We start from the raw sequence: 25,526 nt of genomic DNA, 5'->3' as shown, positions 1-25,526 counted from the left end.
AGCCCGGATCAGGCGAGGTTCAGTTTCACGCTCACCTTCGCACCGCTGACCAGTCCGATCCATTGCTGTGCCGCACCGCATCCGGTCAAGGTCGTCAGAGTGACTGCCCCGGTGTAGCTATCGGGTCCCGTCTGCCTCAGCACGAGGTTTGTGGGGTTGGGGGTTCCGCAGTGGGCACTTGGCGCCAGTAACGGAAAACCCAACAACGTCACCTGAGTGACGCGAGCCGAGAGGGGCAGGGTTATCACTCCGTTGGTGTTGCCAACGGTGCCGGTGAGGGCCCCCGCCGATAGATTCACCTTTACCGTCACCGGCAACAGGCCGTAGACGTAGTGCGTGTTGGTCAGGGTGGCGAACGACGCGCTGCCGCTGAGCGCACCACCTGCGGTGACGTCGACAGTAGCCTTGCCGGAAAGGGGAAGGGTCGTTCCAGAGGACTGGACCGATCCGCTCAGCGGCAGGTTGTGATGGCCCTGGTCCGGGTTGGCCACGATCGCACTCTTGCCGACCGAGACGAACTGCGCCAGTTTGCTGCCGAACTGTGCCTCATACGATGCCACGTGAATTCCCTTGACACCCTGCAGCTTCGCCAACTGCGCGAACGGTTCACTCTGCATCGCTTGGGTAAGGACCCGTGAGGCGCTGCGCTGCAGGTCACCCAGGCGCATGTCATACGTGGCCGGGTAGCTGCCCTTCTCCGTCACCCTGTAGGCGGTCACCGGACTCGTAGCGTCACTCGGCGTCGCGTGGACGACGTTGCTGATGGTGATCGCTGCCTTCTGTGTGGCGTTGAATGCGGTGCCGGCGAGGAGCGCGATCGTCGCCTGGTAGGCCTCGTCCACCGAGGTGAACTTGGGGTTCGGGGTGAACACCTGATGCCCGCCTGCGTCGGTGGTGGTAGATCCCGACAGCGGCGCCTTGCTCAGGTCCGTCGACGAGTCGACCGTGGTGGCGAACGTCTTGTCACCAGTGGCCGACAGCGTCAGGCTCCCCAGCGAGAAGGCGTAGCTGGTGAAGCTGAACGTTCCGAACGTCTGCGTCGTCTTGTTGTAGACGGGCAGGCCGTTCAGGTCGAACTGCGGTGTGACCTGCTTGGTCGCGTTGATGACCTCGTTCGGGTTACCGCCCGGCTCGATCAGGTCGTTGCCGGAGTACATCGAGGCGACGGCACTGTGCGAGCCGCCCCAGTCACTCATGACCAGGCCCTTGAAGCCCCACTCGCCGCGCAGCACGTCGGTGAGAAGGTCGTAGTTCATTGACGACCAGGTCCCGTCGATCTTGTTGTAGGAGCTCATGACGGCCATCGGCTGGGCCGACTTGACGACGTACTCGAAGGCCTGCAGCTCGATCTCCCGTAGCGCCCTTTCACTGACTACGGCGTTGTCGGCGTTGCGGTTGGCCTCCTGGCTGTTCTCGGCGAAGTGCTTCACGGTGACGCCCACGCCTGGGTTGCTCTGCACACCGATGGTCATCGCCGCCGCTGATAGGCCGGCCACCAGCGGATCCTCCGAGTAGTACTCGAAGTTTCGACCGTTGAGCGGATCGCGGTGGATGTTCATACCCGGCGCGAGCCACATGGTGACGCCGTACTCGAGCATCTCCTTGCCGACTGCGTCACCGACCTGGGTGATCAGGTCACGGTTCCAGGTCTGGGCGAGCATCGTGCCCACCGGCCACGCCGTGGCCCACTGGTAGGTGGTTGGCGTGGTCGCGATCTGCTGGGTCAGCCGCAGACCGGCCGGCCCGTCAGAGAGCACCATGCCGGGGATGCCCAGGCTTTCGTAGCTAGCCGTGGTGTATCCGGCCGCTCCGACGGCTGACGGTGTCGATCCGAGGGTGCCTGAGCCCTCGACGATGTTGGCCAGCTGGGTGACGGTGAGGCCGGCGACGAACTGCTTCATCGAGATCTTGCCCTTGGCGACGTCGTAGAGCGTGGCACTCGGGCTGGTCTTCACGGTCTTCACCGTCTCACCGGACTTGGCCGTGTATGGCGCTCCGGTGCCCTCCCAGTTGCTCGCGTCGTTGCTCGAGCTGAGGTAGGCGGTGGTCGAGGAGATCGTGGTCCCGTCGATGGCCGCGTACGGCGAGTCGGCCGCGACGGTCACATTCTGCTCGTCGGCCGAGCGGTCGTCCTTGGTCTTGAAGGCGCCGGTCGAGAGCTTGATGTGGGGCGCTGCGGCCAGTTCGGCCGCCTCGGTGGCGTAGGTGTAGAAGTTCGCCGCCGAGCTCTTCAGCTCCGAGGCCGGGGACTGATCAGCCAACTCGTGGTTGACGAGCTCGGTCGCAACGCCCGACTTCAGGTCGAGCTGGGCCGCCACGTGGGTGTCCCGTGAGGAGTCGCCGACGCGGACGACGTAGGCGCCCGGATCCATCAGGTAGGCCGAGCTGGTGGGGTTGTAGGAGGACATCTGGGTGGTGTCATAGGTCAGCGTGAGGACCTGGGACTGCCCAGGGGCGAGAGTGTCGGTCTTGCCGTATGCGGCGAGCTCCTGGTAGGGCTTGTCGATACCCGTCTGCGGCGCGGAGTAGTAGACCTCGACTACTTGCTTGCCGCTGTAGTGACCGGTGTTGGTGACCTTCGCGCGGACCGTGACAGTCTTCGCGTCGGCCTTTACGCCTTGGGTCTGGATGTTGAAGCTCGTGTACGACAGGCCGTACCCGAACGGGTAGTTGACGACGCCCGCGGGGTTGGCGGCGTCGATCGTCTTGTAGAACGAGTCGAAGTATCGGTAGCCGACGTAGATCCCCTCACCGTAGGGCTCGGTGGTGGTGTCGCCGTCGTTGGCACCGAAGGTGGCCGATGCCGGGTAGTAGGAGTACTGCGAGGCCCAGGTGTCGGTGAGATGACCGGAGGGGTCCACCGTGCCGTTGAGCACCTTGACCAGCGCGTCGCCGGCCGTCTCGCCGGGCTGGCTCATCAGCAGCAGCGAATCAATGGCCGGGCCACCGGATGGATCCTTCTCGGCCGCGTTGATCGTCTTCACGAACGTGGTGTCCATGATTCCGCCGCTGTTCAGCACCACGACGACGTGCCGGTAGCTGTGTCCGAGGATCGTGATGTCCGCCTTCTCGGTGTCTCCGAGGAGATAGTCACCGGCACCGGACGAGCGGTCCGCGCCCTCACCGGAGTTGCGGGCGACGACGTAGATCGCCGTGTCGGTGGCGGCGGTTGGGGCGACGGTGCTCGCGGTCAGCAACTGCTCGACCGAGGAGTAGTCGACCGCTGGTCCGAAGAGGCTGTTGGCCGAACTGCCGTACTTGGCGTCGTAGGCGTTGGTCATGGCTGACCAGTAGGCATTGCTGGTGGTGACGTGGTAACCGGCATTCTCAAGGCCCTGGCGCACGGTCGCGGTGGAGCGGTTATTGACCGAGCCCGAGCCGGTGCCGCCCTTCACCGTCTTGTAGGCACCGACGCCGAAGACCGCGACGTTCCCTGACTTGGCCATCGGCAGCGCGTTGTCCTGGTTCTGCAACAGCACCATGCCTTCAGTCGCCGCCGTCTCCGACAACGCGGTATTGGCGGTTTCGAGAGCGTTCGGATTGGGATCTGTGGTCGCGGCGGTTGCCTGGACCGCTCCGCTCACTACTAGAGCGGCCGCAACGGTCAGCGTCAGTGCTGACCGCGCGGCCACCGACCTGGGGTTCGGGAGATGCATGAAGAGTGTCCTTCCGACAAATGCGTAGGGGATCGCGTGCCGCAGCGGCTGGCTAACCGATTCAGCTAATGACGCTGCGTACACAAGAAGGGGTCGTCCGGGACGCTACCCAGCTACTTTTAGCCGGTCAATGGTTTTGAACCGCCATTTTTATGCACTTCATGCACGATTATTGTGTAAATAATGGGCTCATTATGGGCCGAACTCGCCGCGGATGACATAGAGTCCTGGGATGACCTCAGCTACTGACAATGTGTCTCCCCGGGATCGGACCCGAGAAGACCTTTACCAGCTCGTCCGCAACGGCAACGAGGTCACTCGCTCCGAACTGGCCCAGCTGGCCGGCCTGTCGCGCAGCACCGTCAACCATGCCGTCGGCCGACTGCTGGCCGAGGGACGGATCGTGGAGGCCGAAGCCCGGACAAAGGGTCGCGGCTCGGGCAGCGGCCGCCCCGGGGTCAGCCTCTCTGCGGTGGCATCAGGTGCACCGGTCGCCGGTATCGACTTCGGGCACAGCCATGTCACCGTCGCCGTCGCCGACCGACTGGGTCGTGAACTCGGTCGGGGGCACCTCGTCCTGGACGTGGACCTGAACGCCCGCGACGCCATGGACTTCGCCGCCGAAACGATGCGGCAGTTGCGCGAAGAGCATTCTATTGACCACCTTTCTTCCGTAGTCGCCGGAGTTCCGGGACCGATCGACAGCCGAACCGGAACGGTCCGATCCCCGACGATTCTCATGAGCTGGGTTGGGCTCGCCCCCGGACAGGAGCTACAGGCCCGGCTCGGTGTGCCGGTCCACATCGAGAACGACGCGGTCCTCGGCGCCTACGGCGAGCAGCAGGCCGGTGCCGGGCGTCACCACTCGGACTTCCTGTACGTCAAAGCGTCCGATGGCATCGGCGCAAGCATGGTGCTCAACGGCCGGTCGTACACCGGCGCCAACGGCCTGGCCGGCGAGATCGGGCACACGAAACTCCCGGGCCGAACCGAGCTGTGTCGCTGCGGGGACCTCGGGTGCTTGGAGGCGGTGATCTCGGTGAAGGCGGTGCGCGAGCAGATCGCCCACACGCACCCCAGCAGCGATCAGCAGAAGGTACAGATTCACGAGTTCCAGGACGCGGTCACCGACCGGATCCTCAACGAGGCCGGCCGCACACTCGGACGACCATTGGCCGAACTGTGCAATCTCCTCAACCCTTCAGCGCTCATCATCGGCGGTGAACTCGGTGCCGCCGGGAAGGCACTGATCGACGGGGTGGAAGCGTCGGTTCGGCGGCACGCTCAACCGGCGACCGCGGCGAATATCGAGATCCTCGCGGCCGAGCTATCCGTGCGCGCAGAATTGACTGGAGCCATCCGACTCGCAGCGGAGCTGGCCTCGCGATGACAGCCGACCCGGACAGCAACATCGTGCAAGCCCTGGTGAACCTCACCGAGGCGCTGGACTCGGTGAACACGATGATCCGTCGACAAGCCGAGGAGCGAATGGACCAACCCCTGGTTCCGATCGTCGAAGTCGCCATTCTCGGATATCTACTGCGCCACCCGGGAGCAAATCTGCGGACCATCATCAGTGGCACCGGATTGCCGATCGCCACTGTGCCGGGCGCGCTCCGCTCGTTGGAGAGCCGCGACCTGATCAGCAACGCCGACACCAAGACAAGGTCCGCCAATTCCGGATATAGGGCTACCCAGAAGGGCATCGACCTGCGTGCCGAAGCGCGCGCCCATTCGGCCAAACAGATGCGCTACGCGCTGGCCAGCATCAGCGTCGGCGTCCGTGACGATCTCGAGTCGGTCACCGACGGAATCAACGCGTTGGCGATCGCCCTGGGTTGGCAGGACATCGATCCCTCGTATCAAACCGATCCAGCATCGGAGAGCTAGAAGGCCCGCCACCCCTTGACACTTATCTGGTTCAGGGGCTACGCAGGATAGATCCCCCGAACAATCGATTCGATGCCAGCCGACCCCGCGAGCGGAGTGACGGCCGCATCGGACGAGGAGCGTGTTCCGATGATCAGAGCAGTCCGCGCTGGCTTCGTCGCCGGCACAACCGCCTTGTTACTAGTGGCTTTTGCTGCTCCGGCAGCTGCCTACCATCATCCGAGGAACCCCCTTGTGGTGCAGACGGACCGGGGCGCCATTCGCGGCGCAAGCAGCGACGGCGTCGACAGTTTCCTCGGAATCCCTTACGCGGCACCGCCGATCGCTAACCTGCGCTGGCAGGCACCGCAACCGCATGCGCCGTGGAGCGGCGTGCTGCCGACTACCAGTTATGGCGCTCGCTGCGCCGCGCTCGAGAGCACCAATGGCGTCCGGACGAATGCCGAGGACTGCCTGTTCATCAACGTACAGCGAGCAACCGGCGTTACGGCTGGACGAAAGATTCCCGTCTACGTCTTCATCCATGGCGGCGGCCTCGTGAACGGAAGCTCGAACCAGGCCGGCGGCGAGAAGATCGTCCGCCTCAGCAACGCGATCGTCGTCACCATGAACTATCGCCTCGGCGTCTTCGGCTTCCTCGGTCTACCTGGACTGTCGAAGACCGGCCAGGGCAACTACGGCTTCCTCGATCAGCAGGCCGCGCTGAGGTGGGTGCAGCGCAACATCGCGGCGTTCGGCGGCGACCCGAACGAGGTCACGCTCGGTGGAGAATCCGCCGGTGCCTTCTCGGTCTGCGCGCATCTGACCGCACCTGGTTCGCAGGGACTATTCAGCCGCGCGATGATGCAGAGCGGTTCCTGCCTGAGCCGGCCGCTCGCCGCAACGAGGACTGACAGCACGACGTTTGCCGCTGCAGCGGGCTGTCCGTCAGCGGCCACTGAGACGTCCTGCCTGCGCGGACTCTCGGCGGCGAAACTGCTCGACGCAAGCACAGGCTTCTCGCCGACCCTGACCAGCGGCACAACGGCGCTTCCCCAGCCACCAGCGACTGCCGTCCGCGACGGGGAGTTCGCTCGCGTTCCGATCGTGACGGGATCGAATCGCGACGAAGGTCGAACCTTCTTCCAGGGCGACATCGGATTGACTGAGAGTCAGTACGAGGCCTGGGTCCAGTCGACGTTCCCGGCACTCGCCCCCCAGGTGCTGGCCCGCTACCCGTGGCCGCGCAATGCCGACAAGTTCACGCCGGCCTACCTGATCGGCGCGATTGCCACCGACTCCGGCCTCGCCGCGGGAATTGGGGGATGCTCGCAACTGCAGCTGGAGAGCACATTCGCCAAGTACGTGCCGACCTATGCCTACGAGTTCGACGCCCGCCACGGTCCCGGCCTGGTCCCGATTCCCGGGTACGTATGGGGAGCGGGACATGCTGCGGAACTCGCGTACCTGTTCCCGAGCTTCAACAACGGCACACCCATCGCCCCCACCTTCAATGCGGGCGAGCGCCAGCTGTCCCGCGACATGATCCACTACTGGGGAGGGTTCGTCTTCCGTGGGAGCCCGAACGCGCAAGGGCAGGCGCACTGGCCGAAGTTCGGGGCGACTCACCGGATCATGTCCCTGAAGCCCTCCGGCGAGAGCACTGAGATCAGCACCTCCGCCTTCCGCTCCGAGCACCAATGCGGCTTCTGGGACTCGGTCGCGTAGCGCACCAGCGCTAACTCGGGTCGGTGTGATCCCGCTCGACAAGGTTCCTGCCCCGGCGATCGACACCTGTCCGTCGACCGCCTGGCAATTCGGCTAGTGGCGCCTACGGGCCCCGATTGCCACCGCCGACCCGCCGATCAGAATGAGCACTGCTGCCGCACCAAGCAGACTTGTCGCGGGAGTTCCGGTCGATGCCAGTTCACCTGGTTGGGTGGTGTGCTGTCCCCGGTGCCTGGTAGCGATGGTTGGCTACCCGCGAGCCACGGCGAGTCAGCCACCGTGCGAATCTAGGCGGCGTCGGTACGCAGTGACGAGGGCGCGTGGGCGGTGATCCATTCGGTGATATCGGCTGCGGGCATGGGTCGCGCGATGTGCCATCCCTGGGCGCCGTCGCAGCCGAGGGAGTGCAGCAGTTGCCACTCAGATTCTGTCTCGACCCCTTCGGCGATGGCCGGCATCCCAAGAGCGTGGGCGAGGTCGATGACGGCGCGAACGATGCCGACATCAGCGGTGCTGTCGAACAAGCTGGAGACGAAGCTGCGGTCGATCTTGAGTTCGGAGATGGGGAGTGTTTTGAGCCGGCGCATCGAGGAGTAGCCGGTGCCGAAGTCGTCGAGGCTGAGCGTGACGCCCATTTCGTGCAGAGTCAGCAGGACCGAGTTCATCTCCTCGGTTTCTTCGGCGACGACGCGTTCGGTGATCTCCAGCTTCAACATCCCGGCCGCGACGCCGTGGGTGGTTGTGGTCTGGGCCAGTAAGTGGGTGAGCCGATGGCCGGTGAGGTCGGTCGGAGAGATGTTCACCGCCATCGGCACCTGCAGCCCAAGTTCGCTCCAGTCGCGCAGTTGAGCGACGGCGATCTCGATCACCTGGGCGGTGAGCATCGGCATGAGGCCAGACTGCTCAGCGAGAGGGATGAAGTAATCGGGGGCAATGAAGCCGCGCGTGGGGTGGTCCCATCGAATGAGCGCTTCGACTCCGAGTAGGCCGCGATCGGCCAGACTGACCTTCGGTTGATAGTGCAATTCGAGCGTGTGCTGGTCCAGTGCTTGGCGAAGTTCGGCGAGCAGGCTGAGCCGATCGGTGGAGTTACGATCCCGGACAGCTGAATAGAGGGCGATGCCCTCGCGAGACTCCTTAGCCGTATACATAGCCGAGTCAGCGTGGCGCAGCAGGTCCTCCAGTCCCTCGCCGTGCTCGGGGTGCATGGCCAGACCGATAGACGCCTCGATCTGCAGCTGCATACCTTGGACGTACACCGGTTCAATCAACGAGTCACGGATCCGTTCGGCGACGTCTCGGGCCGCCCGCTCGTCGGCAGCGGGGATGATGACCGCGAATTCATCGCCACCCAAGCGCGTTACGTAGTCCTGCGGTCGAACCGAACGTCTAAGGCAGTGGGCGAAGTGGACGAGCAGTTCGTCGCCGGCGTGGTGACCGAGGCTGTCATTGACCTCCTTGAAGTGGTCCAGGTCGATCAGCAGCAAACCGAACGTATCGCCGGTCCGTCGCGCATGGCTGAGGTGATCATTCAACGCGAAATGCATGCTGCTGCGATTGGGCAATTCGGTCAGGGCATCGTGCCCGGCCTCATGCTCCTTCTCCAAGGTCATCTGCGCCATCCGGTAGAGCAGTAGCAGCGGGATCAGCAGCGCAGGTAGCAGCGGCCAGACATTCTGCGCGACCACCACAATGATCGGCGAGATGCCAAGGACGGCGAAGTTCATCATCGAATAGTGGAGAAAGTCGTCGAAGAGCTCCGAGCGGAGCGAGCTGCGGTGGGCCAACACTCCGGAGACTAGAACCAGGTTGACGGTGAAGTACACGACCCAGACTCCGACGACCCAGCCGATGTCAGACACGCTGAAGCGCGGCAGCGGATGTTGCAGTGAGGGGTGCTGACCGGCCAGCCAGATTACTACCGCGCCCGCCGCGACGGAACAAGCGTATTGGCCGACGTTGAACAGAACCTTCCACCAGTGCTTGCCGGCCCGAAGGTCAGAGGCCATCGCCGCAATGCTGACCATCACGATGGCCGGCCACGGACCCCACATGAACAGAACCGCACAGACGAAGGCGGTTGACATGACCACGCCGTGTGGATCATGTCCGCGGCCCTGCACCAGCGGCAGCAGTTCAAGAACCAGCAGCAGCACCGCGGACATCAACAATGGGAGCCCGGCTGCGGTGATCGATGCCGTACCGACCTGCACGCAAGCCACGACCAGCAAGCCCCAACCCAACAGGACACTGGTGTACCAGAAGCCGCTGAACATCGACGGTTTGAGCAGCGGCGGATGTGCCACACATCCTCCAAGGGTGAGTGCGTCTACCGACTATCGGCGGTACGCGCCACAACTTGAGGATTGTTCTTGTGATCTGGGTCGCATTAGCGAAGGCCCCGCCGACGACAGCTACGGGTGCGCGCATTGCGGCCGCGAGCAGGGTTGTGGAGCTAATTCACCTGGACGAATTGATCGCCACCCAGCTCGGTTGACGACCGACTCGTATCGGTCAGAGCCCAGCTGCCGTAGCCGAACCCAGTTGGACCACAGCCGAAGCTACATGGCAGGCCGCTGAGGCCCCTGGATCGCACCGCTGCAGACGCTGCAGAGGGGCAGGGACGTGTCATCTGAGATCGACGTTCGGAGCAGAGTCGAGAGTGTCGGGCTGCCGCACCGTGCCGGGACGGATGCCCTTGCCCTGGTGGGTCGAGAGTGGTGATGCCGGGGCAGTTCGAGGCTTTCACCAGCGATGGGATGCTCGCGTTGGCCACCGATGTGACCGGGCTGGACTTCCTCGACGCGGTGGTCGAGGTGAGCGAACGGTCAGCTGATGCGCCGCCCGACCTCCTGGCGGACCTCGCCGGTCTGGGTGCCTCGCTGCCGGTGCCGTCGGACAGTCGCGTCTCCGGATAGGGCCGAAGCAACGCCCTGAGTTCGGGGACAGCGGACGTGTTGGCTTCCACCGCGTAGCTCCGTTTGCGTGTCCGAAGCCTCTCCGATCCCGGCTTGTCTCTCAACCGCACGCTTAGTTGGCATTCCAATCGCGATAGTGCAGCTTCTCAGATCGCCTTCGCCCGTAACTCATGCCGTTATCGGTATATGATGTCGTCATGGCCCGTGCAGCGACGACGTCGGATGTGTTCAATGCGATCGCCGAGCCGCAGCGCCGGGAGATCCTGATGTTGTTGCGCGCGGGCGAGTGGCCGGTGACCGAGTTGGCCCAAGAGCTGGGGATGACTCAGCCGGGGGCGTCCAAGCACCTGCGGGTGCTCCGGGAGGTGGGTCTGGTGCGGGACCGCAAGGCAGGCAAGCAGCGCCTCTATGGCCTTGAGGCCAATGGGCTGCGGCCGATCCACGAGTGGACCGGTGGGTTTCAGCAGTTCTGGAATGAAAGCTTCGACCGGCTGGACATGTACGTGCAGGACCTCAAGCAGGAAACGCAAGGGAAGTAGATGATGGCAACAACAGAACGAGACGCGCCAATGGAATCCGCGGCGCCGCAATCGGCGACGGCCGATCGGGAGATCGTGATCTCCCGACTCATCAGTGCCCCACGCGAGTTGGTGTTCGAGGCATTCACCGAAGTCCGACATCTGTCGCGGTGGTGGGGCCCGGATGGATTCACCACGACCACTCGCTCGTTTGACTTCCGTGAGGGCGGTGTCTGGGACTTCGTGATGCACGGGCCCGACGGGACCGACTATCAAGAGTGGATCACCTGGACCGAGATCGTCCGGCCTGAGCGCATCGTGATACTGCACGGCGAGTCGCGTGACGACCCGAACGCCTTCGAGTCGACGCTCGTGCTCGCGCAGCACGAGGCGACGACTCACGTTGTGATGCGCACTGTCTTCCCGACCAAGAAACTGCGCGACGAGGCCGTGGGCAAGTACCACGTGATCGAGGGCGCCCAACAGACGCTGAGCAAACTCAGCATGTACCTCACCGAATTGCCTACGAAAAGGGAGAGTTAATGTCCGGCAAGGCTCGCATCCACAACCTGTCCGTGTCCCTAGACGGATTCGCCACCGGCGAGGACCAGACGCTCGAAGCGCCGATGGGCCACTCCGGACACAGCCACCTCGCGTGGATTTTCGGCACTCGTTTCGGCGCGGCCATGGCGGGAGGCGAGGGTGGCGCGAACAGTGTCGACGACGCCTTCGCCCAGCAGTGGGGACCGGGAATCGGCGCCGAGATCATGGGCGCATACAAGTTCGGCCCTCCCGGGTGGCAGGACGACCCGGACTGGGAGGGTTGGTGGGGCCCGAACCCGCCGTTCCACACCCCAACCTTCGTGCTCACGCACAAGCCGAAGCCGTCGATAGAGATGGAGGGCGGCACGACGTTCCACTTCCTTGACGCCACCCCAGCCAAGGCCCTCGAGGTCGCGCTCGAGGCGGCGCTCGGCCAAGACGTGCGGATAGGAGGCGGTCCGACCGTCGCTCGGGAGTTCATCGCGGCCGGCCTGGTCGACTACATTCACATCGTCCAGACGCCGGTACTCTTCGGTCGCGGCGTCCGCCTGTGGGACGGTCTCGAAGGCATTGAGAAAGACTACGACGTCGAGGCGGTCACCTCACCGAGTGGCGTAACGCACTTCGTCCTGGAGCGGCTCCCCCGAGGCCCTCGCACCGGAGGAGGCGAAGAAGAAGATGCACCACGATCGCCCTGGCACGCAGAGTAGGCCGCTGATGATCGCTTACTCGGCCACGACCTCCCTCAACGGCTGCGTCAACGACGAAACCCGCGGCCTTGCGCTGTGGAGAGCCCGCCGAGGGAGATGAACGTCAACCAGCAGGAGCGCAGCGTCAGCACCACCTCTACAGACGCCGGCTATACGAGGTGACGCGGTACGGGAGACGCTCGACGACGACGAGCCGATCACCAAGGAGTACGTGCAGATCTGGCGCGCCGCCGACAAGGCGGTGTTTCGCGAACGCTGACCGACGTCGCGGCACCGAAGCCGCGGCTGCGTCAGCGGTGGCAGCGTGATCGCATGTGGATCGCGCGCCGCCGAGCGAAGTAGGCTCGGAAACGACGAAAGGCCCCGGAAAACCGGGGCCTTCGTGTTGTGGGCGATACTGGGATTGAACCAGTGACCCCTACCGTGTCAAGAATTCGGACAGCCAGCTTGCTACCGCGTGATTCGGCGGATTCTCCCGTGTTTACTGGCCAATCGTTGTCCTTACTTGACCGCAGCTGACCGGTGGTTCGGGGCAATATCCCCGAGGATGGGGATGAGATGGGGATGAGGACTTGGCCGCCCGTCCACTGCATAGTCGCAGAGTACATCCGCCCGCGCGCGTGTTTCGAGACCTAAGTAGCCACGGTGCGGCCACTACCCGTCCGCCGAAGGCCCGTGACAATTTCAGGTACCTGTGCCGAGCGCCCGGTTCTCGTAGACTTACGGCTCCGCCAAGGCGATCAGACGTTGGCGTCCGGCACAAACCACGGAGCCACCGCAATGCATTCGACTCACTTCGACACGATCGACGAGGCGACGGCGCATTTCGCAGAAATCTTTGACGCTGCTGCACAGGGTCGCGCCGTGACGATAGGCACGGGCTACGGGCGAGCTGCGGTCGTTGACGCTGGCCGCCTTCGCCGCTTACTCGCGACCACGCTCCCCTATCGGGCGAAGGCCGTCGCCGAGCAGGGCGGGCCACGGGCAGCAGCAGAACTCAGCGCCCGCAATATCCAAGAGGCGCAGAAGCGACCGGACCGATGAGACGCACGGTCACCTGAGCCACACAGGCAGAGTATTCCGCGTCAGCCCGAATGACTCAGATGCACCGATGCTGAGCGCCACCCCAGCGGCGCCAGCGATCCCGATCAGCCGACTTGGCGAGAACAAGCGATGATTCGTTGCGCATGTTGTGGTCCCGGGCCGGGTGGCCTGACCCCGGTTGGTTGATCCAGGTCGAGTGAGAGTCTTGCGGCCCACGTTGTGGGCAGGAAGGCTTGACCACGATGACTACGAGGAAGCGGCACAGCCCGGAGCAGGTCGTGCGGAAACTGGCGCAGGCTGATCGGATGCTGGGCGAAGGCAAAGACATTGCCGATGTCTGCCGGGAATTGCAGGTCTCTGAGCAGACCTATTTCCGGTGGCGCAACCAGTTCGGCGGCCTGAAAGCTGACGACGCGAAACGGTTGAAGGACCTGGAGCGGGAGAACGCCACCCTGAAGCGGCTGCTCGCCGACGCGGAGCTGGAGAAGGCCGCGTTGAAGGAGATCGCCCGGGGAAACTTCTGAGCCCGGAACGCCGGCGCGCGGCCGTTCACCACCTCATCACCACGATGGGCGTGAGTGAGCGGTTCGCGTGCCGGGTGACCGGGCAGAACCGCACCACACAGCGACACGAACCACAGGCGGCGACGCCGGCCGATCCCGACGCGGCGCTGCGGGCTTGGTTACGGGAGTACGCGAAAACGCATCCGAGGTGGGGATTCCGCCGCGCGTATCACGACGCCCGCGGCGAGGGGTGGACGGTGAACCACAAGAAAATACAGCGACTCTGGCGCGACGAAGGCCTACGCGTGCCGCAACGCCGCCGCCGTAAACGCCTCGGCACCAGCACCGCCCCCGGCCTACCGAAAGCTGACGCACCGAACACGGTGTGGGCCGTCGACTTCCAGTTCGACGCCACCACCGACGGCCGACCGATCAAGATCGTGTCGATCATTGACGAGCACACCCGCGAATGCCTCGGTGGGCTCGTGGAACGGTCCATCACCGCTGATGCGTTAGCCGACGAACTGGACCGCGTCGCCGCCGGTCGTGGGTACCCCGTCGTGCTGCGCAGCGACAACGGCCCCGAGTTCGCCTGCGCGGTGATGACCGATTGGGCCGGTGAACAGGTCGGGCTGTCGTTCATCCCACCCGGCGAGCCGTGGCGCAACGGCTACGTCGAATCGTTCAACTCACGCGTCCGCGACGAATGCCTCAACATCAACATCTTCTGGTCCCTGGCCCACGCGAGGGTCGTGATCAGCGACTGGAAACAGGAATACAACGAACATCGGCGGCACTCGGCTCTGGGCTACCAAACCCCAGCCCGCTACGCTGCCATCTGCACCCACCGAAACTGACTCTCACAAACCGTGGATCAATTCACGGGGTCCGGCCACGGGCCCTCGACGTATGCGACCCGACCCTCTGACGTCCTCTTCTAAGCATCGCACCAACATCCCCCTAGCATCAGGTGTAGCGGCGTTCACTGGGTAACGCCCCTCGCACAATCTCAGCTAGTCAGCCAAAACGAACGCCCTGGCGAGGAATTTGTCGGCAGCCCATCGGCCAAGGACGGCTGATTCTGTTTGGTAGTAGCCATCGGTATGGATATGAACGTAAGCGAGCAGGCCTTCAAGAAGGAACTGAGGAGACGGTGGAGCGCAAACGGGGTCGTGGTTTCGGCACATCGCGATGGTTCGGCCGGTTACGGAAGGTGGCAAAGGACCAACGTCTGAATCTAGAGGAAACTTCGTCCAGATACCCTCCGCCTTCGCAATTCCGGATCCTGCTTCCTTGTCAAATTCCTCGAGTGTGTACTCACCGCCATTCGCTACCTTGGCTGGGTCGGCGATAAGTGCAACGGCCGCTAGGTGGGTCGCCGAGATCGACGGGGAACCAGAGCTGGCGAGATCTCTGAGAGCGATGTGGATAACCAGTGCGCCTTGCGAGTACCCGCTGAGTACGATCTTCTCTGTTGGGCACATCCGCGTCTCGTCGCTCATCAGCTCGGTCAACTGGTCAACGCCCTCGTAAATGGACGTGAAATATGCTTGTGTGCCGCGCAAAAGTGGGTCGGACAGGACACCTAATGCTCGATACTGCAGGCCGTAGGTCTTGACCGTGGTGCTCGGGGAGTATTGCGCAAGCTCGTCAGTCATACCTGTCAATACGTCACGCACTCGAGATCCGAGACCGTCAGACGACTCGTCACCGCCGTAAATCGGCGGGTCGCCCTGTGGGTCCTCTCCTGAGCCCCGAACGGCGACAAAGTAAATCTGCGCGCATGGGTTTGCCGCTGGCGGTACGTAGGGTACGCCGGGCAACGGTGCAGGTGCCACGTATCCAACCCAGGGGACCACGTTGGCAGCTCCGCCGGAGTACGCAACGCCTGAGCCGATCGGCGATGGCCCATACGAATCACCCCAATCCACTCCTGTCGCGTCGACGTAGCCATCGCCAGCGGAAACGCCAAACGCTGAGGTGACGACGGACCCGTGAAACTCGGCCGCGCCATCGTCGGCGACCGAGAGCGCTGTACTCGCGTAACGGATGTCTGTATTGACGAGGCTCGCTGTCGCTCCATCTGCCACGCTGATGCCGCCCCAGTCGCCAGCCACCGGGCTACTGGCCGTGCCATCACCATTGGTATCCCCGCCCACACTGTCATCAAGCAACGACGTAAACACCGCCGGGCTCGAGCTACTGCCGTTCACCACCAGCGCCCCAGACACACTCAGACCCGCGGGGCTGTTCCAGTAGGCGTCGTAATTCGGATTGAACTTGAGCACGGCACCGGCGTTGGCGGTAAGGGTTACTCCGGACCCGACGGCAAGCCCCGAGGTGAATCCGTAAATGGGAACGTCGACCAGTCCCACCACGATCGGCAACCCGGCGACCGGCAGTATGAGGTTGCCCCGAAGCGTGCCCCCGAGCTCTAGGGCATTAACGGTATTTGAGCTGCCAGTGTTACCGGTCAGCTGGGCCGGAAGCAGGTTGGTCGCCGAGATCGCGATCGCGAACCCAGCGCCTTGATCTTGGGAGCCGCTCGTATGTGCGAAGGGAGTCGACACGCCGGTGACGTTGTTGCCAGTCACCGTGGGCGCGGGAACGTTTGCCAACGCCGCAGTACCCGAGTTGTTGTAGGGATCGGCTTGCACGATGATGCCGGCGCCGCCACTAACCCCGTTGACGGTGTTGTTGATGACCGTGGTCGTCGATGCCGCCGCGTTCGACACAGTGCCGTCCTGGCTCACCTGGATCCCACTCGACCCCACACCAGTCACCGTGTTCCCAGACACCGTGATCGCGACCGAGCTGTCCACCGAGATCCCAGAATACGAGGCGTACTCGACCGTCGAATTCGTCACCGATGTCGTAGTCAACGACCCGCCAGAGATCCCAGTTTGGCCGTAGCGAACATCGGCATGATCGATCGACAACGACGCGGACGACCCGCTGATGCCGCCCCAGTCGCCAGCCACCGGGCTACTGGCCGTGCCATCACCATTGGTATCCCCGCCCACACTGTCATCAAGCAACGACGTAAACACCGCCGGGCTCGAGCTACTGCCGTTCACCACCAGCGCCCCAGACACACTCAGATAGGTACCTGAAGCGGCCTTGATAATCGTGCCGGCCTGCACAGTCGGGTGCGACTACCGTCACGACCGGCTCTGGACCGTAGGTGTAGTGATCGGTGGTCACGATCGCTGATGTGCCGTACGTCCCGACAACTCGTACGTCGACCACTCCGGCGGCGTGTGCAGGAGCGCGGACGGTCAGGGAGTTTGTTGACGTCACGGTTATGTTCGAGCCCCCAGACGTCCCGAAGTTGACGGCGGTCACCCCGGTAAGTCCGGCTCCACTAACTGTCACGGTTGTGCCGCCGGTGATCGGCCCGGTTGCAGGAGTGACGAGTGTGATCGCCGGACCGTATGTGTAGTGATCACTGGCGCCTACCGCAGACGTGCCATATGAGCCGATCACCCGGAGGTCCACGACCCCTGCCGCGTGAGCAGGCGCAACAACGGTCAGCTGAGTGGAGGACACGACAGTCAGACCAGTGCCGGCGGTAGTACCGAAATTCACTGCCGTCACCCCGACGAAGCCGCTGCCAGTCAGGGTCACGGTTCCGCCACCGGCGGTCGTTCCAATATTCGGAGATACGACAGTGATCGACGGGCCGTAGGTGTACCGATCGGTTGACACCACCGCCGACGTCCCATACGAACCAGTGACACGAATGTCCACCCGTCCGGCGGCGTGCGCCGGCGCGACAACTGTCAGCTTGGTAGCAGATCCCACCGTGACCGACGTTCCAGGACTCGTACCGAACACCACGCTTGTGATGCCGATGAACCCGGTACCGGTCACGGTGACCGACGTCCCGCCGGCTACCGTCGCGGTTGCCGGCGACACCGCGGTAACCGCAGGCAAAAGCCCATACGTGAACTTGTCGGCAGCGACGACGGCGGACACACCAGCGGAAGTCATGACCTGAACGTCGACCGCGCCGGTAGCGTGCGGCGGCGACAGAACTGTCAACGAGGTCGTCGAAATAACAGACAGGGACGTCCCTGCGACGCCACCGAAGGTCACAGAGGTCACCCCGGTAAAACCGGTACCCGTCACTGTGACGGCAGTGCTCCCGAGCGAGCTACCGGTCGGAGGTGAAACCGTCGCAACTGTCGGCAAAGTGGCAGCATGCGCCTCGATCGGTACAGCTAGCCCTGACATGAGAAGCAACAGAACGCTCGTCACAAGAATTGACGTTCGACGCAGCACCGAAAAATTCACCGAGTTCCCCCAAACCGGTAAGCCGTGAATAGAACGTACTCGAATGTTCGCGAGCTATCTACCGCCTTTCGATAGCTAATCAGATTCGCCATCTCTGGAGGTCGGGCAGCAAAGATCGATTGATGCGGAATCGGACCGAGCTCCCGACCGGCACCTTCTCTGAATGACAGGAATTAACGTCGCCTTCACTTGATCGACGAGTCCGGCTGGGAGCCGAAAACCGCCGTATGTGGTTCGCTTCAAGAATCATGCAGTTGGAGCTGACATGATGTCGCGGCGGGAACCTTCAGACCGCTTAATGAGAGGACTTCGGACCATGGCGCTCCTTCGACGCGCAGGTGACGGCTTTTGGCGCATGCCGCAGACAACGACCTACACGAACGAAGCCGCGCTCCAAGTGATCCTGGCCGAGTCGCCGGGTTTGCTGCACGGCGTCGAGTCGGCGAATTCGTTGGTCGCATTGGAGCTCGATATCGCAGGGACTGGACGTCTCGACATCGCTGTCGTGGGCTTAGACGGATCGTTGACCCTCGCCGAATGCAAACTGCGCTCGAACCCCGAAATCCGACGCGAAATCGTCGGTCAGATACTGGCCTACGCCTCCGGCATGACCACGTGGACGTCTCGGGAACTTGAGTCCGCCTGGCGGGGTACCTCGCACCGAGACCTGATTGACGAGGCTTCGAAACTGGCCGCCCAGCAAGGGCTGGACTTCAACGAGGCGACCTTCCGTCGAGCAGTCGACCGCAACCTCTCGGATGGGCGATTCCGTTTGGTTCTCGCCGTCGACACCATCACCCCAGAATTGCGACGGATAGTGGAGTTCCTAAACCGTCGAACCGCTGATGACCTGGAGATCATCGCGATGGAGTTCGAATACATTCAGGACGGCGACATCCAGATTCTGATCCCGCAGACCTACGGCGCGGAAGCGGCAGAGCGGAAGGCGGCCAAGGTCGCCCAGCACGATGAGGCAAGTTTCCGAACGACCCTTGCTGAACGTTGCCCCGCCCACGTCGCCTCCGCCGTGAGCTCACTGCTTGAGCATGCAACCGGTCACGAGGCATTCAGTCACTTGTACTGGGGAACAGGCGAGCACCCAAGTGTCACCCCGTGGTTCCATACCCCTCATGGCGATATTCAACCGTGGAGTTTCTACACAGCAGCGGCTGGGAAGGACTCCTGGGCCGTAAACTACGACTGGATCTTCAAGCGCGGCAAGGGCGTGCCCGAAGCATCGATTGCTGCATTTCGAAATGCGTTGCTCGCACTGCCCGGCCTTGCCGCCCATGGAGCCGACGCACCTAACGTGAACTGGGCCCGCCGCCCCTCGACCCCGGCCGCAACGCTCTTCGCTGACCCGTCGGCCGTTTCTGCAATCACCATTGCCCTCGACGCGCTCGTCGGCGGATAGGACTACACATTCGCCGACCCCGCCCTTTTGTCGGCTTCGCGGCCGCCATCTTCAGTCCTCGGATCGCCCTATTTGGTATGCCGATAACAGAGATTATGACAATCTGAACATCCATTATTGCAACGGATGCACGACGCCCCCTCTGTTCGTCTGGCCCGAGATACGCCCGAGGTAGGTTGGTAGATCGGCCGTGATTGCTGGGCTTCGAGGTGGTTGGAGTGTCGGCGGTGACCACAAGAGGGTCACACGGATCGTGATGCCGTCAAGTTCGGCGACCACGTGTCGAGGTGCCGTGTTTGCTTGGCTGCAACTTCGGTGACATGCACAGCGAGAAGCACCGCCTGACCTGATGGGTGATCGTTAGAGAAGGCATCGGGTTGCGAGCCAGTCGGCCATCGCCGCCAGCACTCTCATAGTTGCGCCCGGATCTGCATAGATGTCGCCGTAGTTGAGAACTGACAGCTGGCCATCACGCCGCACTACGAGCGTCTCGCCGTGATAATCATAGCCGGTGGGATTCGAGACGACCGTTACCGTCTTCATGTTCCGACGCAACGCACCACCCCAGTATTGATCGGGAACACGAGAAACGAAGTCAGCAGTCGCGCGGTGGAGTTCGTCAGCTAAATCGGATCTTGGTCGGATTTGAGCCCGGTCATGCGATGCCTGTCTGGCTGACAGGGCAGTACGTTGGTTTTCACGAGCCCGCTGAACGATGTCGTCCCACATTTGCGGAGGCCTCCCTGTCGACATCGATTTGTCATGGTGGAGGGTAGCAACGTGCGCCGCCTAGAGGTATCGGGTGGCCGCTTCAGAGTGGCGCACCAACAGGTAGAGCGCGACGCACGCGATCAGGAATTCGACGATTGCGGCCCCTGGGCTGCCCGTTAACAGGAAAATGATCGGCAGAATAAGGATGAAGAATGTCGCGATGACTGAAAAGCAGAAGCCTGCGAGTGGATTGTCGCGGACGTTGAACAGTGCCTCGGCGCACGTCTGCGGGACCCTTCTTCTTTTCGTTGCCACCCGCCCTCCGGAAGCTTTGGAGCCAGGATTCTATCCACGCGAAAGTCGTCGGGGCTAGGTTCGCCAACCCGTGCGGGCGTGTCTCGGCTCCACCGTCAACTGAACTTGTGAACTGAACACCAGGTAGCGGTGTTGAAGCTATTGGTGATCGTCACGTCGGCCGTGCCGGGGTCTCCGGCACCGATCGCGTCGTCGAGCGCTTGCACCTGGTAGATGTCTGATTGCACGAGGGCATCAAGTCCCGACGGCGCGATAGCGTGGGCGGCGGTCAGGCCGGTCAAGACGATTTGGGCTGCGGCGTCAGTCGGTTCGGGTTTGCCGGTGGTGACCGAGGTGAAGAGGACCGAGAGCTGGTCGAGGGCGGCTCCCTTCGCCATCAGTAGATGGCAGGCGGTCGCACCGTCGGGTGTCGGGATCGGGGTGGGTCGGTTTGCCGCCGCCGACATCGAGTCGAAAGCGTCGCAAGAACCGGCGCAGACCGGCGATCGTGACGCTGACGCAGCGTTACTGCCCGAGGACGAGCACCCCGAGGCCAGGGAAAGACCAATCGCCACAAGGAGAAGGTAGGCGCGTCGCATCATCCGGTGACGCTAGCAAGTACCTGTCGGAGGCCCGACTGCCGGTTCCGACAACACCCCAGGTCCTTTGTTCTATTTCGGATGCAGCGAACACTGGACATGAAAGGACTCTAGCCGCCGCCCTGACGGTGCCGCTACCGATCTTGTGGGTGATAACTTCTCTGTGCGTCAGCCGAATGAGGAGGTCGTCATGACGGGTAAGAAACCCTGGGAGAACGACGAGTTCGACGACCTGGTCATCATCAATAACGCGCGTAAGGCTCTCGGCATAAAATCCGGAGACCCCTTCAGCCCGAAACAGCTACGGGAAGCGAAGCGTGACCCGAAGGTCCGGCAGGCTTTCGACAACGTGGCGCAACGTCGAGCATCGAGGCAAGTCGGGGCGACTGCTGCCGCCAAGCCAAACCTGCCGGGAGCAAAGGGTAGTCCCTGGCGCGTCGTTCTCTGGCTACTTGCAGCGGCATTCTTCTTTGCCGCGTTCTGTGTTGGAGTCCTTGGCGTTACGGGCCAATCCGGCAGCGATGCGCTAGCTAGCATCGTGTTCGCGGGATTCTTAGCGTTCTTTGGGGTTTGCATCCTGTTGTTGTCGCGAGTGTTACCTGATCGCGAGTAGCAGCCCCTGACACTGGCCACTCAACCTGCGAGGAATAGCCAGACCGGCGAGTCCCGGTCCGGCTACTCCTCTAGTTGGCGCTGGCGGTGAAGGTGACGGTGCCTCGGTAGGCATCGGCTGCGACGAACGGGATGTTCACTCCGAAGGTCGTGGTGTGGGTGTCGCCGGTGGCCTTGGAACGGGCGGTCTGGGTGTAGACCGTGCCGCCGGTGGCCAGCTGGGCCGACCCGCCGTCTGATGTACCGTCGTTGGGGATGGTGCCGCTGACGAATGCGGTGCCGGTGGCGGTGATGGCGTCGAAGGAGATCTTGTCCGAGTTCTTCGCGCTGTCCGGGGTCAAGGTGGGCTGGTCGGACTTGACGCTGACGGAGTATCCGGCGGCGTTGTTGGTCGTCACCACGTAGGAGATGGTGTTGTCCGGGGTGCTGCTGTCGGTGCCGGACTGGCCTCCGAGGGCGAAGGAGGAGTCGGCGTTGTCGAGAGAGATGCTGATGCTTCCGTCGACGATGACCGAACCGCAGCCGTCGGCCGAGGTCGAGGTGCAGGTCCCTCCCCCGCCGCCGGTGCCGGTCGAGCCGATCCGCGCGACGTTCGAGACGGGGCTCAGCGGCGAGGTGCCCTTGGCGTTGGTCGCGGTCACGGTGAAGGTGTAGTCGGTGTCGGTGGCCAGCCCGGTGACGGTGCAGCCCATGGCCGCGCCGTTGGTGGTGCAGGCGGTGCCGTTGTCGCCGCTGGCGAACTGGACGGTGTAGCCGGTGACGACCGAGCCGTTGGCGCCGCCGTTGTCGTTGCCGCTGGTCCAGGTGAGGTCGATCGCAGTTCCGTTGACGGTGGCGACCGGGGCGTGCATCACCAGTGGAGGACCGGCCGGGACGAACGCGTCGGAGCGTCGGCGACCGTACGGTGCGGCACCGACCGGGGAACTGTCAGACCTTGACAAGACAATGACCCGATGGATGACCCCTTAACGACAGAGCCAGAAGACACCATCGAAGCGCTGCGGGACGGTCTCGGCGGCCGTTGGCTCGTCACCTCGCAGGGCTCCCAGCACGTCTGGGACCTCGACGCCATGACCTACCAGCGACTCCGAGGCGAAGGCCGTCAACGGTTCGCTCACGACGACGCCACGCACCCAATTACCCGCGTCGTGGCCTATCCAGCCGTCGGTGCTTCGTCGCACGTCTTCTTCGACGACCCGCTGAACCCGGACATGGAACAGTGGCGGATCAGCTCCACGATCCGACTCATCACCCGCCTCCCACCGCGAGTTCGATGACCCGGCCTCCAGCACCCGCGCGGCCCCGACTTCTACAGGTCTAAGAAGGCCGCGACGGTCCGTAGATTCTTCGGCGTCAGACCGACGTTGCTGGGCGGGGAGACGGCTAACAAGTCAGCCCGCTTCAGGTACTCGCGCAGCTCGGACCCGGGCCACCGCCGCTCGGCATTGAGGTCGTCGTCGGTCCAGACCAGACGCCGCCCCTCCTGTTCCCCCACTCGCACCGCCGCTCCCAGTTTCCACCATCGAGCACCCACCGGAACCCAGCCCGACTCCTCGTACCCGGAGTCGTGCTTGTCCGTGAACTCCGGCGCCACAGCGACCGGCCAGTCCGGCAAGCCCAGCGCCGCGGCGAGGCGCTGTGGGGCACTGTGCTGCCAGGTGGTGTGCCACCGCACCTCCGCCGCACCACGCTCATGAACCACGCGCAGAAAATTCAACACAGGGTCGGCGTAGAGGACCGGGTACACGTCGCCGTCCAGGTCCGTCACCTCGTCCCGGTGCCACGCCTCCAGCGGCCAGACCGTGCGATCGCCACGCGATGCGGTCGCGTTCACAACCCCGTCGACGTCGAGCAGCCACACCGGTGGCAGCTCGGACATCGTCATACTTTGATGCTCTCAAGGACCTACGACAGATTAATGCTGTCGTAGGTGCTTGCGACCATGAACCCATGACCGCGCACTTCGACTTCCAGCCCGACCGCATCGCCGTCGCCGGCGATTGGCACGGCAATCTGTGGTGGGCACAGCAGGCGATCGACCGGGCCGCCGCGGCCCAAGCCCAGGTCATCGTGCAGCTCGGCGACTTCGGATTCTGGACCATGACACCCGCCACCAGAAAGTTCCTGCAACGGCTGGAAGCGCGCCTCGACGAGCACAACATCCGGCTGTTGTTCGTCGACGGCAACCACGAAGACCACGACCGTCTCAACGCTCGCCCGATCAACCCCGACACCGGCCTACGCCTGATCACCGATCACATCCATCACCTCCCCCGCGGCGTCCGCTGGACCTAGAACGGCACCACCTGGATGGCCCTCGGCGGCGCCATCAGCGTCGACCGGAAACTACGTGTCCAGGGAAAGAGTTGGTGGCCCCAAGAGACCCTCAGCGCCGCCGACCTGGCCACCGCCAGCGAAGATGGACCGGTCGACGTCATGGTCACCCACGACGCCCCCGCCGGCACCCGCATCCCCGGCATCCACGAAGGCAGCGACAGCAAGTGGCCCGCCGACGCCATCGCCGACTCACGCTGCCACCGACACCAACTCCTCCAAGTCGTCGCCGACGTCCGACCCACCCACGTCTGGCACGGCCACTACCACGTCGAATACGTCGACACCCTCCCCTGGGACGACGGCACCACCACCACAGTTCACGGCCTCGACTGCGACGACAGCCACTGGTCCAGGCACCTCATGATCGTCAGAACCGACGGAGCGATTACCTAGCGGTAAGGAGGTCGTGGCGGGAACCCAAGTAGGGAAGTCGGCCTCGGCATTGCGACTTCAACCGGCCGCGCAAGCGTCGGCTCAGCGACGAACAGGGGGCGAACCGGACCGGGCTGAGCAACGGCGGTATGTGCTCGGCCAACGTCCGCGGTGTCCGCGGCGCCCTTGTCGTCAAGCTTCTCGTGCTTCGGCGCCAACGCGGAATATTCCGGCGTACGACTTCTCATCCAGTGCGGTACGCCGTAGAGCGACCGGAATCTGTTGATCGTTTCGGCCTCCTCGACTTCGTCCCCGCCGTCCCACGGAAATGCGAAGGGGTCGAGCGCCCAAACCTGCCGCCAGCGATCCCTCGCGTTCTGGCCCGTGGGCACCGCCGCCTCCAACGCGAGGAACCGACGGTGGACCTCACCGGGTGACGGGAACCAGTCTCGCCATCGGGCGACGAGCATTCGATCTGGCACGTCGTTCATCACCATTGGCATGCTCGAATTTGCTGCCTTATTCACGACCGTTTGCAGCTGAGCATGAACCCTGTTACCTCGCCCGACGAAGTCAGGATGGGAGCACTCGAGGAAGAGCACGACTAGCCTCCGCTGCTTGTCGGCCTGCAGGACGGACGCCCAATTCTCGGCCTTCTGCTGCAGGTTTTTCGTGACAGTCGCGGTGATTTCGACAGCGATCAGCATGCCGTCCTCGCGGACGAATAGCGCGTCCGCGGCGCGACTGGAGCCCGCTCGGACGCGGGTTCCCAGCAGGCGTGAAATGAGGTCGACTCCGGCAACCGATTCGCCGAGGACGCAGGCCATAGTCGTGTACTCGGCCACGCGCAGTGCGAGCTCCGCACCCAATAGATTGTGCCGATCGAATTGGCTGCCCCACCTCCACGAAACGCCGCCGGTCACGCCCGCCAGATCCGCTTGCGACAGGCGTCGGGCAAGCCTGTCGAAGTCGCCTGATCGATACGGTCGGTAGAGCGGGACGCCTCTGAAGTTTTGCCCGGCCAGACGGCCCTCCTCGACGAGGCCACTCGCCCACAGCACGTCTCGATCCACCAGCGACGACTGGCGAAAGATGGCTGTCCAACGATGGCCGCGACCTGCTCGACCGTGAGCGTGCGCCACATGCTGATAGCCGCCAGCGCCGACAGCCGAACGTCGCGATGGCGGGACGTGATGTCGCTGATCGCCTGTCCTTCGGATCGCTCTCGGAACGCCCTTGGAGCACGTGTCCGACCGGAGTCAGCCGCTCGCTCTTGGCCGCGACGGGACGTCCAGGACGCGGTGCTACCTGGGTTCCATATGCCACCCCAAAACGGGTCCAGACGGGCCGCGGCAGAGCATCGCGGGTTACCCACTCTGCTCGGCAGAGAATCCATTCGCTG

The 25,526-nt window shown here is 63.6% G+C and carries 24 protein-coding genes and 1 pseudogene; 14 read left to right on the top strand and 11 right to left on the bottom strand.

Going from position 1 to position 25,526, the window contains the following annotated elements:
- Positions 1–8: 8 nt before the first annotated feature.
- Positions 9–3,656 carry a glycoside hydrolase family 3 N-terminal domain-containing protein gene (locus tag CPH63_RS14275; RefSeq protein WP_096303550.1) on the bottom strand — a complete coding sequence of 1,216 codons (3,648 nt, stop codon included), beginning with the start codon at positions 3,654–3,656 and terminating at the stop codon, positions 9–11.
- Between the two features lie 232 nt (positions 3,657–3,888).
- Here CPH63_RS14275 and CPH63_RS14270 point away from each other — a divergent pair, with 232 nt between their 5' ends.
- The 3 genes from CPH63_RS14270 (at position 3,889) to CPH63_RS14260 (ending at position 7,253) form a co-directional block, all read left to right on the top strand.
- Complete coding sequence (locus CPH63_RS14270) at positions 3,889–5,046, top strand: ROK family transcriptional regulator (protein ID WP_096303549.1); 1,158 nt, start codon at positions 3,889–3,891, stop codon at positions 5,044–5,046.
- The gene (locus tag CPH63_RS14265; RefSeq protein WP_096303548.1) at positions 5,043–5,546 is read left to right on the top strand and encodes a hypothetical protein; all 504 of its coding nucleotides are present in this window, start codon (positions 5,043–5,045) and stop codon (positions 5,544–5,546) included. The genes CPH63_RS14270 and CPH63_RS14265 overlap by 4 nt, the downstream gene beginning before the upstream one ends.
- 234 nt (positions 5,547–5,780) lie before the next feature.
- Complete coding sequence (locus tag CPH63_RS14260) at positions 5,781–7,253, top strand: carboxylesterase/lipase family protein (RefSeq protein ID WP_197704356.1); 1,473 nt, start codon at positions 5,781–5,783, stop codon at positions 7,251–7,253.
- Between the two features lie 287 nt (positions 7,254–7,540).
- Here the strand turns inward: CPH63_RS14260 and CPH63_RS14255 are convergent, their stop codons facing one another.
- On the bottom strand, positions 7,541–9,559 hold the full coding sequence (locus CPH63_RS14255; RefSeq protein WP_096303547.1) for a bifunctional diguanylate cyclase/phosphodiesterase: 2,019 nt from the start codon (positions 9,557–9,559) through the stop codon (positions 7,541–7,543).
- Between the two features lie 417 nt (positions 9,560–9,976).
- Between CPH63_RS14255 and CPH63_RS14250 the strand changes: the two genes are divergently transcribed.
- The 5 genes from CPH63_RS14250 (at position 9,977) to CPH63_RS14225 (ending at position 14,346) form a co-directional block, all read left to right on the top strand.
- Positions 9,977–10,171, top strand: coding sequence for a hypothetical protein (locus CPH63_RS14250; RefSeq protein WP_096303546.1), 195 nt, complete (start codon positions 9,977–9,979; stop codon positions 10,169–10,171).
- 197 nt (positions 10,172–10,368) lie between these two features.
- Positions 10,369–10,710, top strand: coding sequence for a metalloregulator ArsR/SmtB family transcription factor (locus tag CPH63_RS14245; RefSeq protein ID WP_096305158.1), 342 nt, complete (start codon positions 10,369–10,371; stop codon positions 10,708–10,710).
- A 3-nt stretch (positions 10,711–10,713) separates the two neighbouring features.
- Positions 10,714–11,232, top strand: a complete 519-nt coding sequence (locus tag CPH63_RS14240) for an SRPBCC family protein (protein WP_096305159.1) — start codon at positions 10,714–10,716, stop codon at positions 11,230–11,232.
- Positions 11,232–11,942: a dihydrofolate reductase family protein gene (locus CPH63_RS14235; protein ID WP_096303545.1), complete on the top strand. Its 711-nt coding sequence runs from the start codon at positions 11,232–11,234 to the stop codon at positions 11,940–11,942. Before CPH63_RS14240 ends, CPH63_RS14235 begins: the two co-directional genes overlap by 1 nt.
- A 1,286-nt stretch (positions 11,943–13,228) precedes the next feature.
- Positions 13,229–14,346 (top strand): IS3 family transposase gene (locus tag CPH63_RS14225; protein ID WP_096303177.1). Its coding sequence is split into 2 segments (ribosomal slippage): positions 13,229–13,496 and positions 13,496–14,346, totalling 1,119 coding nucleotides; the frame shifts between segments, so codons are not numbered across the junction.
- Between the two features lie 156 nt (positions 14,347–14,502).
- On the opposite strand, the gene CPH63_RS22350 is transcribed toward CPH63_RS14225, so the two are convergent.
- Together CPH63_RS22350 and CPH63_RS23765 are read right to left on the bottom strand one after the other, a co-directional pair.
- Positions 14,503–16,632, bottom strand: a complete 2,130-nt coding sequence (locus CPH63_RS22350) for a cutinase family protein (protein ID WP_157749569.1) — start codon at positions 16,630–16,632, stop codon at positions 14,503–14,505.
- The gene (locus CPH63_RS23765; protein ID WP_371364962.1) at positions 16,553–17,362 is read right to left on the bottom strand and encodes an IPT/TIG domain-containing protein; all 810 of its coding nucleotides are present in this window, start codon (positions 17,360–17,362) and stop codon (positions 16,553–16,555) included. Before CPH63_RS23765 ends, CPH63_RS22350 begins: the two co-directional genes overlap by 80 nt.
- On the opposite strand from CPH63_RS23765, the gene CPH63_RS23230 reads away from it, so the two are divergent.
- Positions 17,295–17,489 carry a hypothetical protein gene (locus tag CPH63_RS23230; protein WP_241895661.1) on the top strand — a complete coding sequence of 65 codons (195 nt, stop codon included), beginning with the start codon at positions 17,295–17,297 and terminating at the stop codon, positions 17,487–17,489. The two genes, CPH63_RS23765 and CPH63_RS23230, sit on opposite strands and share 68 nt — an antisense overlap.
- 2 nt (positions 17,490–17,491) lie before the next feature.
- Here the strand turns inward: CPH63_RS23230 and CPH63_RS23760 are convergent.
- Positions 17,492–17,725 (bottom strand): annotated as a pseudogene (locus CPH63_RS23760) (IPT/TIG domain-containing protein); the annotation flags it as partial.
- Positions 17,726–18,101: 376 nt separating this feature from the next.
- Between CPH63_RS23760 and CPH63_RS14205 the strand changes: the two are divergent.
- On the top strand, positions 18,102–19,199 hold the full coding sequence (locus CPH63_RS14205) for a hypothetical protein (RefSeq protein ID WP_157749567.1): 1,098 nt from the start codon (positions 18,102–18,104) through the stop codon (positions 19,197–19,199).
- A 360-nt stretch (positions 19,200–19,559) separates the two neighbouring features.
- Here the strand turns inward: CPH63_RS14205 and CPH63_RS22345 are convergent, their stop codons facing one another.
- The 3 genes from CPH63_RS22345 to CPH63_RS14190 all read right to left on the bottom strand — a co-directional run bounded on the left by CPH63_RS22345 (position 19,560) and on the right by CPH63_RS14190 (position 20,671).
- Positions 19,560–19,928 (bottom strand): hypothetical protein, encoded by a 369-nt coding sequence (locus CPH63_RS22345; protein ID WP_157749566.1) that lies wholly within the window; start codon positions 19,926–19,928, stop codon positions 19,560–19,562.
- Positions 19,929–19,988: 60 nt separating this feature from the next.
- On the bottom strand, positions 19,989–20,225 hold the full coding sequence (locus tag CPH63_RS14195) for a hypothetical protein (RefSeq protein ID WP_096303538.1): 237 nt from the start codon (positions 20,223–20,225) through the stop codon (positions 19,989–19,991).
- 95 nt (positions 20,226–20,320) lie between these two features.
- Complete coding sequence (locus CPH63_RS14190) at positions 20,321–20,671, bottom strand: hypothetical protein (protein ID WP_096303537.1); 351 nt, start codon at positions 20,669–20,671, stop codon at positions 20,321–20,323.
- 322 nt (positions 20,672–20,993) lie between these two features.
- On the opposite strand from CPH63_RS14190, the gene CPH63_RS14185 reads away from it, so the two are divergent.
- Positions 20,994–21,416, top strand: coding sequence for a hypothetical protein (locus CPH63_RS14185; protein ID WP_157749565.1), 423 nt, complete (start codon positions 20,994–20,996; stop codon positions 21,414–21,416).
- A 70-nt stretch (positions 21,417–21,486) separates the two neighbouring features.
- Here CPH63_RS14185 and CPH63_RS14180 read toward each other — a convergent pair whose 3' ends face one another.
- Positions 21,487–22,356, bottom strand: a complete 870-nt coding sequence (locus CPH63_RS14180) for a fibronectin type III domain-containing protein (protein WP_172892214.1) — start codon at positions 22,354–22,356, stop codon at positions 21,487–21,489.
- 12 nt (positions 22,357–22,368) lie between these two features.
- On the opposite strand from CPH63_RS14180, the gene CPH63_RS22340 reads away from it, so the two are divergent.
- The gene (locus tag CPH63_RS22340; RefSeq protein WP_157749563.1) at positions 22,369–22,692 is read left to right on the top strand and encodes a hypothetical protein; all 324 of its coding nucleotides are present in this window, start codon (positions 22,369–22,371) and stop codon (positions 22,690–22,692) included.
- A 32-nt stretch (positions 22,693–22,724) separates the two neighbouring features.
- Here the strand turns inward: CPH63_RS22340 and CPH63_RS14170 are convergent, their stop codons facing one another.
- Positions 22,725–23,294 carry an HAD domain-containing protein gene (locus CPH63_RS14170; protein ID WP_157749562.1) on the bottom strand — a complete coding sequence of 190 codons (570 nt, stop codon included), beginning with the start codon at positions 23,292–23,294 and terminating at the stop codon, positions 22,725–22,727.
- A gap of 71 nt (positions 23,295–23,365) precedes the next feature.
- Here CPH63_RS14170 and CPH63_RS14165 point away from each other — a divergent pair, with 71 nt between their 5' ends.
- Together CPH63_RS14165 and CPH63_RS14160 are read left to right on the top strand one after the other, a co-directional pair.
- Complete coding sequence (locus CPH63_RS14165) at positions 23,366–23,710, top strand: metallophosphoesterase (RefSeq protein ID WP_096303532.1); 345 nt, start codon at positions 23,366–23,368, stop codon at positions 23,708–23,710.
- Positions 23,711–23,725: 15 nt separating this feature from the next.
- Positions 23,726–24,145, top strand: a complete 420-nt coding sequence (locus tag CPH63_RS14160) for a hypothetical protein (protein ID WP_096303531.1) — start codon at positions 23,726–23,728, stop codon at positions 24,143–24,145.
- On the opposite strand, the gene CPH63_RS14155 is transcribed toward CPH63_RS14160, so the two are convergent.
- On the bottom strand, positions 24,142–25,197 hold the full coding sequence (locus tag CPH63_RS14155; protein WP_096303530.1) for a hypothetical protein: 1,056 nt from the start codon (positions 25,195–25,197) through the stop codon (positions 24,142–24,144). The two genes, CPH63_RS14160 and CPH63_RS14155, sit on opposite strands and share 4 nt — an antisense overlap.
- Between the last annotated feature and the right edge of the window lie 329 nt (positions 25,198–25,526).

The sequence above is a fragment of the Jatrophihabitans sp. GAS493 genome (genome assembly GCF_900230215.1).
Classification (GTDB): domain Bacteria; phylum Actinomycetota; class Actinomycetes; order Mycobacteriales; family Jatrophihabitantaceae; genus MT45.
The sequence above is the reverse complement of the archived record's forward strand: the minus strand, read 5'-3'. Positions and strand labels throughout refer to the sequence as shown.

Coding starts and splice junctions, on each gene's coding strand:
- CPH63_RS14275 (WP_096303550.1), bottom strand. CDS start 3,656: ATGCATCTCCCGAACCCCAGGTCGGTGGCCGCGCGGTCAGCACTGACG.
- CPH63_RS14270 (WP_096303549.1), top strand. CDS start 3,889: ATGACCTCAGCTACTGACAATGTGTCTCCCCGGGATCGGACCCGAGAA.
- CPH63_RS14265 (WP_096303548.1), top strand. CDS start 5,043: ATGACAGCCGACCCGGACAGCAACATCGTGCAAGCCCTGGTGAACCTC.
- CPH63_RS14250 (WP_096303546.1), top strand. CDS start 9,977: ATGCCGGGGCAGTTCGAGGCTTTCACCAGCGATGGGATGCTCGCGTTG.
- CPH63_RS14245 (WP_096305158.1), top strand. CDS start 10,369: ATGGCCCGTGCAGCGACGACGTCGGATGTGTTCAATGCGATCGCCGAG.
- CPH63_RS14240 (WP_096305159.1), top strand. CDS start 10,714: ATGGCAACAACAGAACGAGACGCGCCAATGGAATCCGCGGCGCCGCAA.
- CPH63_RS14235 (WP_096303545.1), top strand. CDS start 11,232: ATGTCCGGCAAGGCTCGCATCCACAACCTGTCCGTGTCCCTAGACGGA.
- CPH63_RS14205 (WP_157749567.1), top strand. CDS start 18,102: ATGGCGCTCCTTCGACGCGCAGGTGACGGCTTTTGGCGCATGCCGCAG.
- CPH63_RS22345 (WP_157749566.1), bottom strand. CDS start 19,928: ATGTGGGACGACATCGTTCAGCGGGCTCGTGAAAACCAACGTACTGCC.
- CPH63_RS14190 (WP_096303537.1), bottom strand. CDS start 20,671: ATGTCGGCGGCGGCAAACCGACCCACCCCGATCCCGACACCCGACGGT.
- CPH63_RS14185 (WP_157749565.1), top strand. CDS start 20,994: ATGACGGGTAAGAAACCCTGGGAGAACGACGAGTTCGACGACCTGGTC.
- CPH63_RS22340 (WP_157749563.1), top strand. CDS start 22,369: ATGGATGACCCCTTAACGACAGAGCCAGAAGACACCATCGAAGCGCTG.
- CPH63_RS14170 (WP_157749562.1), bottom strand. CDS start 23,294: ATGTCCGAGCTGCCACCGGTGTGGCTGCTCGACGTCGACGGGGTTGTG.
- CPH63_RS14165 (WP_096303532.1), top strand. CDS start 23,366: ATGACCGCGCACTTCGACTTCCAGCCCGACCGCATCGCCGTCGCCGGC.
- CPH63_RS14160 (WP_096303531.1), top strand. CDS start 23,726: ATGGCCCTCGGCGGCGCCATCAGCGTCGACCGGAAACTACGTGTCCAG.